12 protein-coding genes, 1 pseudogene and 1 riboswitch are annotated in these 14,895 nt (G+C 32.0%); of the genes and pseudogenes, 12 read left to right on the top strand and 1 reads right to left on the bottom strand.

The annotated features are described in order from the left end of the window. Positions 1–511: 511 nt before the first annotated feature. A complete protein-coding gene (locus tag Q0505_RS01870; RefSeq protein ID WP_299208161.1) occupies positions 512–901 on the bottom strand; it encodes a helix-turn-helix transcriptional regulator in 390 nt (129 codons plus the stop codon). A 132-nt stretch (positions 902–1,033) separates the two neighbouring features. On the opposite strand from Q0505_RS01870, the gene Q0505_RS01865 reads away from it, so the two are divergent. From Q0505_RS01865 to Q0505_RS01810, 12 genes and pseudogenes are all read left to right on the top strand, one after another. Then, positions 1,034–2,566 carry a hypothetical protein gene (locus tag Q0505_RS01865; protein WP_299208159.1) on the top strand — a complete coding sequence of 511 codons (1,533 nt, stop codon included), beginning with the start codon at positions 1,034–1,036 and terminating at the stop codon, positions 2,564–2,566. A gap of 191 nt (positions 2,567–2,757) precedes the next feature. Then, entirely contained in the window at positions 2,758–3,699 is a 942-nt protein-coding gene (locus tag Q0505_RS01860; protein ID WP_299208157.1) for a tyrosine-type recombinase/integrase, read from the top strand. After that, on the top strand, positions 3,683–4,582 hold the full coding sequence (locus Q0505_RS01855; RefSeq protein ID WP_299208156.1) for a tyrosine-type recombinase/integrase: 900 nt from the start codon (positions 3,683–3,685) through the stop codon (positions 4,580–4,582). Before Q0505_RS01860 ends, Q0505_RS01855 begins: the two co-directional genes overlap by 17 nt. A 185-nt stretch (positions 4,583–4,767) precedes the next feature. Further along, entirely contained in the window at positions 4,768–7,035 is a 2,268-nt protein-coding gene (locus tag Q0505_RS01850) for a COR domain-containing protein (RefSeq protein ID WP_299208153.1), read from the top strand. Positions 7,036–7,605: 570 nt separating this feature from the next. Further along, positions 7,606–10,227, top strand: a complete 2,622-nt coding sequence (locus tag Q0505_RS01845) for an AAA family ATPase (RefSeq protein ID WP_299208151.1) — start codon at positions 7,606–7,608, stop codon at positions 10,225–10,227. Positions 10,228–10,523: 296 nt separating this feature from the next. Beyond that, the gene (locus tag Q0505_RS01840; RefSeq protein ID WP_299208149.1) at positions 10,524–10,664 is read left to right on the top strand and encodes a hypothetical protein; all 141 of its coding nucleotides are present in this window, start codon (positions 10,524–10,526) and stop codon (positions 10,662–10,664) included. Between the two features lie 323 nt (positions 10,665–10,987). Beyond that, entirely contained in the window at positions 10,988–11,128 is a 141-nt protein-coding gene (locus tag Q0505_RS01835; RefSeq protein WP_299208147.1) for a hypothetical protein, read from the top strand. A 311-nt stretch (positions 11,129–11,439) separates the two neighbouring features. Continuing rightward, positions 11,440–11,718: a hypothetical protein gene (locus Q0505_RS01830; RefSeq protein WP_299208145.1), complete on the top strand. Its 279-nt coding sequence runs from the start codon at positions 11,440–11,442 to the stop codon at positions 11,716–11,718. A gap of 15 nt (positions 11,719–11,733) precedes the next feature. Then, the gene (locus Q0505_RS01825; RefSeq protein ID WP_299208143.1) at positions 11,734–12,147 is read left to right on the top strand and encodes a protein-export chaperone SecB; all 414 of its coding nucleotides are present in this window, start codon (positions 11,734–11,736) and stop codon (positions 12,145–12,147) included. Beyond that, positions 12,140–12,727, top strand: coding sequence for a hypothetical protein (locus Q0505_RS01820; RefSeq protein WP_299208141.1), 588 nt, complete (start codon positions 12,140–12,142; stop codon positions 12,725–12,727). The genes Q0505_RS01825 and Q0505_RS01820 overlap by 8 nt, the downstream gene beginning before the upstream one ends. A gap of 92 nt (positions 12,728–12,819) precedes the next feature. Further along, positions 12,820–13,062 (top strand): annotated as a pseudogene (locus Q0505_RS01815) (RHS repeat-associated core domain-containing protein); the annotation flags it as partial. A 142-nt stretch (positions 13,063–13,204) separates the two neighbouring features. After that, positions 13,205–13,326: riboswitch (SAM riboswitch) on the top strand. A gap of 231 nt (positions 13,327–13,557) precedes the next feature. Further along, on the top strand, positions 13,558–14,850 hold the full coding sequence (locus Q0505_RS01810) for an O-acetylhomoserine aminocarboxypropyltransferase/cysteine synthase family protein (RefSeq protein WP_299208139.1): 1,293 nt from the start codon (positions 13,558–13,560) through the stop codon (positions 14,848–14,850). The last annotated feature ends 45 nt before the right edge of the window (positions 14,851–14,895 follow it).

Genomic DNA, 14,895 nt, shown 5'->3' with positions numbered 1-14,895 from the left:
ATTTATTTCAGACAGAGTTTAATTTACACCCTCCTTGTCTGTGAAATTCCCTTTTTAGACTATTCATCCACATATTTATTATTTTATGTTTATTTAGGAGTATTCTTTTTTTTAAATCTGATTATCAACAAGCTGAATGTAATTTCTACCATAAAGAGACTATTCAAATCTATTAATATTAAACATGTATTACTAATTCCACTTATACTAATACTGTCGTTATCACCTGAGTTATTTATTGATTTTTCAATTAACTCTTCTGTGGTTATTTATTCTATTTTAATCAGCTTATTTGCTGGTTATGTATATAGTTTAAAGATAAAAAAAGTGGATTATTCTAATAGAAAATCAGTCATTTTAGTTTTATTATATATCTCGTTAATAATTGCTATTAGTTGGTTTGTTTTAACTATGTTTAAGGAGAATCTGCCTAGTAATTTAAATGTATGTTTCAATGAATTGACAAATTTGAATAATTTCATTTTCGATTTTTAAAAACCATTATTTGATACTAAGTATTACGTACCTTATTAAGTTCCTCCAACCTTTTCTTCATAGTAACCTCTTGCGACCTTTCCAGCTTATCCTTCTCAATAATAGAATCCAATAAGATCTCTACCACATTACGGTTGTACTCCGACAATCCCGCTATGGCTTCCAACTTCTCAATAATCGTTTGATCCTTGACTTCGCGAGAACGAAACAAATCCACCACAGGAATACCAATTGCATCACATACGCGCTCCAACGTTTGCAACTGCGGAGATACCTGTCCCGTTTCTAATCGGGAATAGGTACTGGGAAGCATATCACAGGTTTTAGCAACATTCGCTTGAGTGAGCTTCTTTTCTACTCTATAAAACTTCAAGTTATCTATCAGTAATTGTTGTACTTCGGTCATAACGGCGGTTTTGTTTACCTCAAAAGTAGGTCATTTGACTATAAACACCAAAAAACACACTAATTTATATATTTAGTGTGTTTAAAAGCAATTTATTTATATATTTGTGTGTATAACGCTGAAAACCAGAATATGAATACTTTTAATACGACAAATCCGAACCATTACTCATATATCACAGAAGTGTTGGAGTTCCATATTCTCGGTGGTATTTCAATTGCAGGATTGGATCGTATGCGAGTAACCTTAAAGATACATAAGGTTAATTCTCCTTTTCACGCCTTGCGACATACCATTGATTTGTATAATGCGAATGCTCTTGAAAAGTTTGTACGTAAGATTGCCGAATTTTTAGAAGTAGGCACCTCTATTATACGACGTGCCTCGCAAGAACTCATTCATAAACTGGAAACATACCGATTAGAATTATTAGAAATAGAAAACTCAGATGAGGTATTTGAATATGAGCTTTCTCAAAAAGAGAGACGGCAAGCAATGACGATACTACGTTCTGATAAGCTAATGGAAAGAACAAACAAGCTGATTGGTGCAAGTGGCGTGATTGGAGAAACTGATAATAGATTATTAATGTATTTGATATTTACGTCTCGTAAAATGCAGAATCCATTGCATTGTATTTCTTTTGGAAGTTCGGGTGTTGGTAAGACGCATCTACAATCCAAAGTAGCATCACTAATTCCTGATGAAGATAAGGTAGAAATGACGGTCTTATCAGCCAATGCTTTCTATTACTACAAAAGAAATGAACTCAAGCATAAGCTTATCCTTATTGAAGACATGGATGGTGCGGAAGAAGTATTGTACCCCTTACGAGAATTACAAACCAAAAAACGTATTACCAAGTCTGTCGTACAAAAAGGAACTGGTGGGGAAGGCACGACCAAAAGTCTAACCGTAGAAGGACCTATATGTGTTGCAGGATGTACTACCCAAGAAAGTATCTATGAAGATAATAGTAATCGTTCATTCTTACTCTATATCGATGAGAGCGAAGAACAAGACGAACGTATCATGTCATATCAGCGGAGAGCCTCCGCAGGCAAGGTAAACTATGATGATCAGAGTGAAGCACAAAAGATATTGCAAAACGTACAACGCCTTTTAAAGCCGGTACGTATTATCAATCCGTATGCAGAGCATTTGATATTACCAAAATCAGTTTTTAAACCAAGACGGAGCAATGCACATTACCTGCAATTCATTGAAGCCGTTACCTTCTATTGCCAACACCAAAGAGAATCACAATTTGATGTGCATACAGGAGAGGAATATATCGAAACAAGTTTAGAAGATATCAAAATAGCAAATGCACTTATCAAAGATACTTTGCTTCGTAAGTCTGACTCACTCAATGGAGCAACCAGAAACTATCTAGAAAACCTTAAGACTCATTTGAGTAAAAAACAGAATACGGTATTTACCAATCAAGAAATCAGAAGGGAATTACGGATTAAGGAATCAACCTTGAGACGCTATCATCAGTTACTCTTACAAGAAGGATATATCAAACGCAGAACTGATATTCAAAAGGAATCCTTTTGTTATGAAATCGTAGATGTAGACGAGTTCAAGAATTTAGAAAAGACCATCGATATGGCGTTAAATATGTGCATCGAAAAATTGCAAAATGAAGCAAAAGTATAAACGTCTGTGGCGACTCGCCACCGCCACTTCGCCAGTGGTTCGCCACTTGTGTAATGGCGAGGCTAAGTGTTTGATAAACAAAACAGAACGAGAGGTTCGCCATAGAAACAAGAAAATGTAAAAGGGTATAGATAAATTATACGCTTTCGCGAAAGCATACAAAGAGATTCCCAACTACGTGAAAAATAAATATGAAAAAGCTACTACTTAAAAACGAGACATTTAGAGAACTCCTGGACTCATATACCAATTGGTTGGACGTACTGGGCTTTGCTCCTACGACGGTCTACAATTTGCCGAATCATTTAAAAGAGTTCTTTCATTTTCTGGAGAAACGAGGACATCGTAATCTTGATTTAGTAACGACTCAGCTTATCCAAGAATATTACACCCAATTATCACAAAGAGGGAATCAAAGGCGTGGCGGGGGATTATCAAAAGCCTTTTTAAACAAACACCAACAAGCCTTAAAGAAATTCTTGGTCTACTTAAAAGAACACAATGCTAATATCAAATTTGGAGTACATCTCAAAGGAGAGAAAGTATCGTATCAGAATACGGATAAAGTCATTCTTACCCAAGATGAAATCAAACGACTCTTTAAAGCCTGTGATTATTCCCACATGAGTGAACACTTCCAACTGCGTGACCGTGCGATATTAGTATTACTCTATAGTTGCGGACTCAGGCGAAATGAAGCAGTACATATCAATTGTGAAGATATCCTATTTGATAAAGGGCGTATCTATGTACGTAAAGGCAAAAACTACAAAGAACGCTTTGTACCGATTAACGCTTACAATTTGAGTATCCTTCAAGACTATCTCTATGAAGGACGAACAGAGTTTCAGAATAACTATCAAACTGATGCGTTTTTGATTTCACAACGAGGTACACGTATTAACGATCAATCCATTGCAGTACGCTTAAACTATATAATAGAAGCCTGTGAGGATGAAGATATACAAGCAAAGCATATTACCCTGCATACTTTACGTCATAGCATCGCCACGCATTTACTACAGAACAAAGTGCCGATGCAATCTATTAGTCAATTCTTAGGCCACTCTTCACTTGAATCAACTCAGATATACACGCATTTAGTAACTATGAGCGATGAAAAAATCCTTTGATACCTATCTCTATGAACAGGCGTATGCCAAATCAACAATCAATACCTATTTGATCTATCACGACAAGTTTATCAAATGGTGCGAGTCAAAAGACTATGATCCCTATACGATTGATTACAAAACTTGTTTACTCTACGCAAAGAAATTACAGCGTCCAGTAAAAGGAAAAAGACCTTCAAAGAAAAGCACCAAAATAGGCATTGGTGCTTTAAAAATATTCTTCAAATACCTCATAGAAGAAAACCATCGAGGCGATAATCCAATGGAGAATATGAACATACGAGGAGCAAAACGAACGCTCAATCATAACCTTTTAGAATATGAAGAACTGGAAGATTTGTTTTATAGCTTCCCAACACAAAATATAGAATTACCTAATAGCCCGTCGGTGGCGATACGCGATAAAGTGATCACAGGATTTATGGTATATCAAGGACTTTCTATCACTTCTATCAAACATCTCAAAATACAACACGTAAATCTGGAACGAGGGAATATCTATGTACCAAGTACGCTTAAAACCAACTATCGCAAGCTAGAAATCAAATCGCCACAGGTGCTTTCCTTAGCCCAGTATATACAAAATGATAGAGAGGTACTGCAAAATGCTATAGCGTGCCACACAGAGGCTTTTATACCGCAAAATTCGGATCGTTTTACGGTTGCTTGTCAGTTGTTTAAGAAACTCCGCAACATTAACCTAAATATCAAAAACGCTCATCAGATAAGAGCATCGATTATTACGCATTGGTTAAAACTTTATAACATACGTGAAGTGCAATATATGGCAGGGCATCGGTATATTTCTTCGACCGAACGATTCCTGCAAGATGATATTGAAAACTTGCAAGAAATGATTGATAATTTGCATCCTATTAATTAATTACATAGATTAGTCATTCCTTAAATTAAATGTATTACTCTAAACAAACTTCAATATTCATTGGGGATTATTTGTTTATTGTCCTCTGATTACGGGAAACCGTAATAATCACAAATTAGATACTTATATATTACTCAACTATAATGTCTAATAATATTATAAAAAGAGAATTATTTTAATTGAATATGGATTTAGAAACAAAGAGGTTAATTAATAAACTTATAGAAGATCAAGTAAAGAATATAGACCTTTCTTATAAGAGATTAGAAAAGTTTCCAATACAAATACTAGCAATAGAAGGCATAACGCATCTAAAACTATCTCATAATAAAATAACTGAAATACCTGATTCAATAAATATCTTAATTGATCTCGAGTTTTTAGATCTAAATAACAATAGTCTAACTCAAATACCTAGTAATTTTAGTTCATTACAATCCTTAAAAAGATTACGCTTAGATAATAATAAGTTGTTATTTTTTCCTGAAGTAATTTTAAAACTCAAAAAGTTAGAGCATTTATATTTGAATAACAATCAAATTGTAAATATTCCTAGAGAAATTGCATCTTTAAAAGAGATGAAGATTTTATTTATTGCTAATAATAATATAAATAATGTACCATTAGAAATAATAGAAACACAGCCTCATAAAAGTTCCTTGGTTTCTGTTATTAATTATTTTGAGGCATTAGAAAACGGTGAAGATGAACTATTTGAAGCAAAGTTATTATTGGTAGGAAGGGGAGCTGTAGGTAAAACTTCTTTAGCTAATAAAATTAAAAATATTAGCTATAAATTAAAAAATGAGGATACAACGAAAGGTATAGATATTATTAATTGGACTTTTGATGTTCCAAAAAAAGAAACAAAAAAGTTTCGTGTAAATATATGGGATTTCGGCGGTCAGCCTATTTATTACAAAACACATCAATTTTTTCTAACTAAAAGATCTTTTTATATTTTAGTTTGGGATGCCAGATCAGAGGAAGATTATAATACATTTAAGTATTGGTTAAATGTTATAAAATTATTGAGTAATAATAGCCCGGTAGCAATCGTTCAAAATAAAATTGATGAAAGAATAGATGAAATTGAACAAAAACTATTAAAAGATAAGTTCCATAATATAACAGGTTTCTTTAAGGTTAGTTGTGAGTCTAATAGAGGAATAGATATTTTAAAAGAACACTTAGAAGAACATATGTTAAATTTACCTCATGTAGGAGATTTACTACCATCTGTATGGATTGAAATTAGAAATAGTTTAAAAAATATAGAAGAAAATTATATTACTAATCAGCATTATATATCTATTTGTAATAGATATAAATTAAATGAAGTAAAGGCTGAATTTTTAAGTGATTATCTTCATGATTTAGGTTCTATCTTACATTTTTCAGAAGACCCTCTTTTGAAAGAGATGGTTATACTCAAGCCAGAATGGGCAACACAATCTGTATACTTATTATTGGACAATTCTTTAGCTAAGAATAGTTTTGGTAGGTTATCTTACAAAGAGATTGAGAAAATCTGGAAGGATAATGGTTATGTAACAAAACATGCTGAATTAATACGATTAATGGAAAAATTTGAAATGTGTTTTGAAGTTATTAATGATAATGCAAGGAACTATGTTATTCCTCAATTGCTAAGACCTGATAAACCAGATAACTTTATGTGGAAATCTAATGATGAACTACATTTAGAATATCAATATGTTTTTATGCCTGAAGGTATTTTTACCAGATTGATGGTGAAATTGAATACATATATTGAGGATGAGAAAATGATTTGGAGAAATGGAGTTATAGTAAAAACTGGATATAAGTCAAAAGCTTTTATAGAAAACAAACCGTTTGAAGATAAGATAATTATAAGAGTAATAGGTAATGAAAAAGATAAACTAATAACATTAATTCGTTTAATGATAAATGATATTCACTCATCATTAAATAATCCTGATTTTATAGAAAAGTGTGGTTGTATATGTAATGTTTGTATTAATAGTGAAACTCGGGGATTATATATTTTGAAAAAATTAGAAGAGGCAAATAGAAAAGGGATTGAAACTATTCAATGTCAAAATAGTTGGGAAAACATAAGTATTCACAAAATATTATTTGGAATAGAAAAACTCAAAAACACTTCAATTACAAAAAATTACGAAAACAAGGTTTTGCAAATTAATAAAGAAGACGAAAAAGATCAATATTATCAAATGATTGATATGCTCTTTAACTTCATAAAAGAGTATAGTAAGAATCGTGATGAAATTAAATATTTAAAAGCCCAATTAGATATTCTTAGTTATAAAACTACAGGTAGAGATGAAAAACAAACAGCTTTAAATATTTTAAATGCATTCTACACAAAAAATATACGTGATATATCAAATTCAGCTATTGGAGCCGTAATAATAGAATTAGGTAAAATTATAGCCATAAATATTTAACATTTTAGAAAAAATTATAATATTTCTTTTTTTAGCAATTTGGATGATAACACAATGTGTGGTAGGGCATCGATATATTATTTCAATCAAGAGGCATCAACAAAATGATATTGAAAACCTACAGAAGGTGATAAATAATTTGCACCCTACTAATTAACTGTTTTTAAGATCAAAAATTGAGTTTCTTTATTTTTTAACTAACGGAAGGTTAAGAATCAACCTCAATATCAAAAACGCACACCAGATACGAGCATCGGTTATTACGCATTGGTTAAAGCTTTATAATATACGTGAGGTGCAATATATGAGTGGTCATCGCTATATTTCTTCTACCGAACGATTCCTACAAGATGATATTGAAAACTTGCAAGAAATGATTGATAATTTGCACCCTATCAATTAATTAACATATCTTAGTAATCCCATAAATTAAATGTATTACTCTAAACAAACCTCAATATCCTTGGGGATTATTTGTTTATTCTCTTCTGATTACGGGAAACCGTAATGGTTAGATAAATAGTTTATCTAAATTCATCTATTTAGTATATAATTAGAACAGTATAACGTATGTCAATTTTAATAGATATAATTAATTGGGTTGAGGATAAGCCGCAATTTTGGCAAGAAGCTATTAATCGTATTATAAGCAATAAAAATCTAACCGAAAAAGATATTATCGATCTGACAGAAATATGTAAAGCCGAACAAGGGGATTTAGGTTTTGATTTTGAAAAAGTCAATATTCAACATCTAAAAGAGTTAGTTCAAAGTTCAATTACGCAAGGAGATATCAGACTTTCGAAAATATTTAATAATGAAAATATTAATGCATTACAAGATAATACGGAACTTGCTTTTGCCGAAAAAGGTTTAACAACTATATATGGAGACAACGGTTCTGGTAAATCAAGTTATGTAAGTATTCTAAAAAATACTTGTAATACGAGAGGAAAAAAACCTCAAATTAATTTTAATTTATTTAATGCAGATAGTGGCAGTAAGAGGCAAATAGCACAAGTCGAATATCTAAAAGAAGATGATTCAAAGAGCATTGTTACTTGGCAGGATAACTCTTTGGATAGTGGTATATTGAAGACAATTGATGTTTTTGATAGCTATAGCGCAAATCATTATATAGAAGGTGAGGATGAAATTGCTTTTATTCCTTCTGGGTTGGCTGTGTTAGAGAAATTAGCTAAATGTTGTAATCAAATTGAAGCTATAATTAATTATGAAATATCAACTTCAAGAGCATTAGCTTATAATTACTCGTTTTTATTGGATGAGTATGAGACAGAAGTATCTAAATTTTTAAGAGGGCTAAATGCTAAAACTGAATTAGCAGATCTTAATAAGATTTCAAATCACACTGATGTATCAGAAAAGAGGATAGAGGAACTTTCAAAAATTATTACTGAGTTAAAAGCAACAAACCCAGAAAAAGAAACTAAAGAAAATAGTAAGAAAATACAGCGATTCATAGCGTTAAAAAGCAAATATTCAATTTTAGAAGATGCATTTTCAGAAAAAATATTAAACGCCACAATTACCGCTATTAATAGCTATATTTCATTAGCAGAAGCTTCTAAAACTGTTTCCCAGAAAGCTTTCTCTAATCTTTCAATTGATGGTGTTGGAAACGATCATTGGAAACGACTTTGGGAAAGTGCAAGAAAGTTTTATGATTATGGATATGGAGAAGATTCGTTCCCTAATATTGAAGAGGAGACAAACTGTCCTTTATGTCTTCAAGTGCTTGGCGAAGAGGCAAAAATAAGATTTCAAAATTTTGAAGAATTTGTTAAAGCCGATATTCAGGGACAATTAGATCAGGCAACTGAAAAAATAAATAATGCTAAAAAGCATTTTAAAGATTTAAATTTTGATTTTACAGAGAATCAACCAACAATCGATGAATTAGAAGAATTATCTGCAAACTTTAATGGAATTCAAAAAGAATATTTATATGCCTTTCAAGAAAAACAAAATGAAATTCTCTCGTATTTCGAAAACCTAAAGAGTTTGGAAAGTATTAATGTTTTAATATTCGGAATAACTCCAATAACTATTATAGATGGTATTATTGACTCTCTTGAGAAGAGAAATAAAACTCTAGAAGAGACATCTATTGACAAAGAGCTAAAAAAATATGAAGAAGAGTATGTAAATCTCGTCGCAATTAAAAATTTACAAAAATATAAAGAACAAGTTTGGAGAGAAATTGAAAGAATGAAACTTATTGTTTCTTTAAATAAATGCACTAATCAATGTAATACGAGAGGTATAACTCTTTTCAGTAATTTAATAACTAAGAACTACATTACTGATGCATTAAAAGATAATTTCAAAGATGAATTAAAAAAACTTGGTTTCAAGAATATTAGTGTAAATACTGCTACGAAAGGTGTTAGAGGAAGACAATTTCATTATTTAGAATTAGATACCTCTTACGGCGTTAGTGTTAGTCTTAAAGAGATATTAAGCGAAGGAGAACATAGGTGTATATCATTAGCAACTTTTCTTTCAGAACTTTCAATTTCAGAGCATAAATCTGCAATTATATTTGATGACCCTGTATCTTCACTAGATCATAAATGGAGAAATAAAATAGCGAAAAGGGTCGCTGAAGAATCAAAAGAAAGGCAGGTTATAGTTTTTACTCATGATATTACTTTTCTGATAATGTTAGAAGAGCATACATCAAAACTAAGTTGTGATTTTAATATCAAAAGTCTTACTCGCAAAAAAAGTGAAACAGGAATTCCTGCCTTGAATCCACCTTGGGACGCTTTAAAGGTTTCATCACGCGTGGGAATTTTAAAAAATATCCATCAACAATTAAAGAAAATTGAATTGAATGAAACCGAGGATATTTACAAAGAAGAGGTGAAATCATTTTATGGGAAATTAAGAGAAACTTGGGAACGACTTATTGAAGAAGTGTTACTTAATCAAGCAGTTCAAAGATTCAGTAGAGCAATTCAAACTCAGAGATTAAAAAAAGTTGTTGATATGACTGATGATGACTATAAAATGATTGAAGAAAACATGTCTAAATGCTCTACCTATTTTCAAGGTCATGATAGCGCAGGAGCTCTTATAGAAGGCTATCCAGATGCAGACGAAGTAAATACAGACATTGAAATTTTAGATACCTACCTTAGAGCTTTGAGAAAAAGAAGGGGGTAATAACTTTTTAGATTAAAAAATATCATTAATGAGTTCAGTACACTATTTCCAAAGATATTCTCAATTAGAAAATTTTGTGACTAATAATACATTACTATTATTGTCAAGACTTTATAATGAGCCTCCCTTTAAATTTAAGATGTTATTAAATGAAATAGCATATGATTAGATGTAAACGTAGGAGTGGAAAATATGAATAAACGAGGAGCAAAACGAACACTAAATCATAACCTTTTAGAATATGAGAAACTCGAAGATTTGTTTTATGGCTTTCCAACATACTAGAAGTGCAATATATGAGTGGGCATAACTATATTTCTTCGACTGAACGATTTGCTCAAGATGATATTGAAAACTTGCAAGAAATGATTGATGATTTGCATCCTATCAATCAATTACGTAAATTATCATTCCTTAAATTAAATGTATTACTCTAAGCAAGCCTCAGTTTTTGCTGGAGGTTATGCTAATTGTTATTAATTATAAAATTATTACCTGCTGAAGCTATAGATTGCAGTTCGCTATATGTTTGCGATTTACTTATATCTCTGGTTATATTTGTAGTGATATAGTTAATTAATATTTAAAAAAGCAGATAATCTAAAAATAGAAAACTGTATTTTTTGACTAAGTTATTTGTGTAGGATGAGATTTAAAAATTTACGATAATTAATTGATAGTATATATTATCAATTAATTATCGTAAATTTAAATACTATATTAAATTAATTCGTAATTAATTAAAATAATTTAAACTATAATGAAAGAGTTTATTATCAAAGGGGGAAGAAAGTTACGTACAGTAAAGGGGCATGCTCTAAAGTTAACTGACACAGGATTACTTGTTATTGATGATGCAGGATATGTTTTAACTGTTTTCCCAAAAGACTATGTTGGTTAAAGAGAAGATATTATTATTATCAATGAAGAATCCCTTTAAGAAAAAATTTATTTTTGAAACTTATTAAAAATCTATAAATTTAATTAGCTATTAGAATTAATAATCAAACATGCCATATTAATTGTTAAATTGATCCAAAATTGTAACAAAACTTATAATTTATCGACTAACAGAGCGTTATACTCGTTTAAAAGAACTTTTTCTTAAACATATTTAAATAGAATTTGTGTATATTTGCATCCCGTTAGAATTAGTGCTTTAATGTTAAAAACAATACAAAAACTTAAATAACTCTAATTTAAAATCAAGTTATGAATACTAAAGAAAATCTAATAAATAAATCTGTTTTAGCTCATCAAAGCTTTGTTGATAGTATTTCGAATGAAGAATTAGATTTACTAATGAGTGAGTTCGATGCTTTAGAATCAGAATCAAATTTGAATGATACATTAATATTTGGATTAGGTATAGATAGTTCTTGGCTAGATATGTTTAATAGTAAGTCACACAGTAATAAACCACCTAATATCGTGATTCCAAATCGAGATATGTTACAAAAAGAACCTTCAACAGGTTCTTTTTTATTTTAATCAATATTATATATTATGAAAAAAGCGAATCTGACATTTGTAGACTTTATAGTCCCAAGTTTTGCCTTCGAAAAGACTTTCATCTTAGAGAAAGATGAACTTATTCTTGAACCTACTGCTTTTATTAGTAGAAATAATGAACAGTTTCATATAAATATTAAATTAGAAATCAAAGATTTGGAAAGTGAATTTATACTGAAAATTTTAGCTATAGGAACTTTTAAATATGACACAGATCGAGAGGAAGAATTACTGAGTTTTGTATCTATTAATGGTCCTGCCATAATATTTCCGTATATAAGAAGCTTTATTGCTTCAACTACAAGTCAAACAGGACTTAATACAATTACCCTACCTACATTGAATTTGTCAGGCTATAAAGAAGAACTTATTGCTAATATGGTAGATTTAGATACTGAGGGTGAATAGTTTTATTACGAGGACATATTATCATAGTTGTAAAAAAGGAACGCCTGCTTATGTATTAAGAAATGCACCCTTTAAATCTGTAATCAAGAAAAAAGGAGGAGACGTAAAGGTCATTCCTTTTCTTGGAGAGGGGTACTACTTTTATGAAGAAGATTTTGAAGCAGCAAAATATTGGGGAGCTACTCATTATAAAGATTATTCTACAATTAAAATTTTAGATGCAAACATAAGTGAGTTAGATCTTTTAGATATTAATGACACTAAAAGTATAAGGGATTTTGACCGTCTTCGTGATATTTATATAAAAAAAATACCAAAATATAAATCTTGGGAAATCAATAAGTGGATTGAGTTTTTTAAAAAATTAGCAATTAAGAATAAAGATGAGTCTTTATTTCCTTATAATTATATTCGAGCAATTCAGTACTACAAGTGGAAACATGCTAAAAATCAATTTGGTGTAAAAGAGAATTTTTCACAAACTACAAAAGCCTATTATACTATTACTAAGTCCTTAAGAATTCTTTGTGTGATAGATAAACATAAAATTAACTGTAAAGAAAAGAAGGTTGTTGTTTAGAACTTGTTCATTGAAATAACCTCTATTAGTTTGAGGCATTGTTTGAAAAAGGGTAAAAGCCCTCAAAAAACACCCTTAGTTACTATCCCTTTGGATTGCAACAAAAAGGATACAACGACGTGGTTACCTCCAATGCTAACCGCATGGCGGAGAAGTTTGCCTTTGGAGGAAAAGAATACGGACAAGAACTTGGACTTGATTGGTATGATATTTCTGCGCGTAATTATGACCCTGCATTAGGACGATGGATGAATATTGATCCATTAGCTAATGAGATGAAAAAAGTAAGCGCAGTACAACTGCCAAATAAGAATCACATCAGCTCAGAAAATTAGTTTAAAAAAATTAAATTCTATAGAAAATAAATCTGTTAAAATAAAATAATTTTATTTTAACAGAAAATTTTTCATAAAAAGTTTGGATACTACACTTTTCTGTTGCAATATTTGCACTTACAAAGTTCAACAACGTATTGAAATGTTATCAAGAAAGGCAGAGGGAATGACCCTATGAAGCCTTAGCAACCCTTTCACTTAGAAAGAAGGTGCTACATTCTACCCAAGAATCGCTCATTACCGAAACTTGAGGATAGATAACAACGAGTAAGCACACCAGTGCGAGCTTATGTTTTTTCTTATAATATTTTCTAATGAGACGTTCTTTTGAAAAGTTGCATCGCAACGCATTCAAATGAAGCAGTCAAATTAGTCCCGCTACATAGCAGGATCTCTACTCTTGATAATCAAATAGTATCGAGTTTATTTGGCTTTTGTTTTTAATCCATTCACACGAGGTGATTGGGACATTATTAAACTCAAAAAAAGAGAAAAATGAGTACACAAAAATTAGCAACCAAAGCGTTGCACGCAGGACATGATTACGCCGCAAACGGAGGCACTCGAGCAGTACCTATCTATCAAAGTACAGCATACGTTTTTAGAGATGCAGACCACGCCGCAAATCTCTTCAACCTATCTGAGCCAGGCTTTATTTACACCCGTCTTAACAATCCTACAAATGACATTTTAGAAAAACGTCTTACCGAGATTGAAGGAGGTCTTGCAGCTGTTGTGACCGCATCGGGAACCGCAGCCATCAACACCGCTTTATTAACGCTGTTGAAGCAAGGCGATCATATCGTGGCATCCAGCAGTTTGTACGGCGGCACCTATAATTTATTGAGCGTGACGCTTCCACGTTTTGGGATCACGACCACCTTTGTGGATCCTTCAGACCCCAAAAATTTTGAGAAAGCCACACAAGAAAATACCAGAGCTTTCTTTGTAGAGTCGTTAGGGAATCCCAAGTTAGACGTGTTGGATTTAAAAGGAATTTCCGCTTTCGCGAAAGCGTATAAAGTCCCCTTCATCGTAGATAATACAGTAGCAACTCCCGCACTATTAAACCCCATCGAGTACGGCGCAGACATCGTTATTCACTCATTAACCAAATACATAAACGGTAACGGAACTTCCTTAGGAGGCGTGATCATAGACGCAGGAAACTTTGATTGGAGTAACGGAAAATTCCCAGAATTCACAGAACCCTCTGCAGGATACCACGGCCTCGTGTACCACGATGCTTTAGGATCCGCCGCTTTTATTGCCAAAGCACGTATCGAAGGCTTACGAGATCACGGCGCGGCACTGAGTCCGTTTAACGCATTTCAGATTTTACAAGGATTAGAAACGTTGGACATTCGTGTCAAAAAACATTCTGAAAATGCCCTAGCACTTGCCAAGTGGTTACAAACTCGCAACGAAGTCGTATGGGTGAACTATCCAGGATTAGAAACAAGTACTTACCACCAACTTGCAAAACAATACCTCCCAAAAGGGCAAAGTGGGATCGTCACCTTTGGCGTAAAAGGAGGCTTTGAAAGCGCCAAAACCATTGCAAACGAGACACAATTGTTCTCTTTGCTTGCCAACATAGGTGATAGCAAATCGCTTATCATTCATCCTGCAAGCACCACACATCAACAGTTAAGTGAAGCCGAGCAAGAAAGTACGGGAGTAACCAATGATTTGATTCGTCTATCAGTAGGTTTGGAAGATCTAGAAGACTTAAAAGAAGATCTTATAACTGCTTTTTCTAAAGTAGATAAAAAAGTATTGGTTTAATGAATGTTAGTTAGGAAAGCGGGCGCTACTCTCAATGAGCAATTC

It is taken from the genome of uncultured Dokdonia sp. (assembly GCF_937910895.1).
In the GTDB taxonomy this organism is placed as follows: Bacteria; Bacteroidota; Bacteroidia; order Flavobacteriales; family Flavobacteriaceae; genus Dokdonia.
Note: the sequence above shows the minus strand (reverse complement) of the source record. Positions and strands in the feature narration are given on the sequence as shown.

What these genes read in the sequence shown, in the direction of transcription:
- Q0505_RS01850 (WP_299208153.1), top strand. Translation starts at nt 4,768, where the DNA reads ATGGATTTAGAAACAAAGAGGTTAATTAATAAACTTATAGAAGATCAA.
- Q0505_RS01840 (WP_299208149.1), top strand. Translation starts at nt 10,524, where the DNA reads ATGAGTGGGCATAACTATATTTCTTCGACTGAACGATTTGCTCAAGAT.
- Q0505_RS01855 (WP_299208156.1), top strand. Translation starts at nt 3,683, where the DNA reads ATGAAAAAATCCTTTGATACCTATCTCTATGAACAGGCGTATGCCAAA.
- Q0505_RS01845 (WP_299208151.1), top strand. Translation starts at nt 7,606, where the DNA reads ATGTCAATTTTAATAGATATAATTAATTGGGTTGAGGATAAGCCGCAA.
- Q0505_RS01860 (WP_299208157.1), top strand. Translation starts at nt 2,758, where the DNA reads ATGAAAAAGCTACTACTTAAAAACGAGACATTTAGAGAACTCCTGGAC.
- Q0505_RS01835 (WP_299208147.1), top strand. Translation starts at nt 10,988, where the DNA reads ATGAAAGAGTTTATTATCAAAGGGGGAAGAAAGTTACGTACAGTAAAG.
- Q0505_RS01865 (WP_299208159.1), top strand. Translation starts at nt 1,034, where the DNA reads ATGAATACTTTTAATACGACAAATCCGAACCATTACTCATATATCACA.
- Q0505_RS01825 (WP_299208143.1), top strand. Translation starts at nt 11,734, where the DNA reads ATGAAAAAAGCGAATCTGACATTTGTAGACTTTATAGTCCCAAGTTTT.
- Q0505_RS01830 (WP_299208145.1), top strand. Translation starts at nt 11,440, where the DNA reads ATGAATACTAAAGAAAATCTAATAAATAAATCTGTTTTAGCTCATCAA.
- Q0505_RS01810 (WP_299208139.1), top strand. Translation starts at nt 13,558, where the DNA reads ATGAGTACACAAAAATTAGCAACCAAAGCGTTGCACGCAGGACATGAT.
- Q0505_RS01870 (WP_299208161.1), bottom strand. Translation starts at nt 901, where the DNA reads ATGACCGAAGTACAACAATTACTGATAGATAACTTGAAGTTTTATAGA.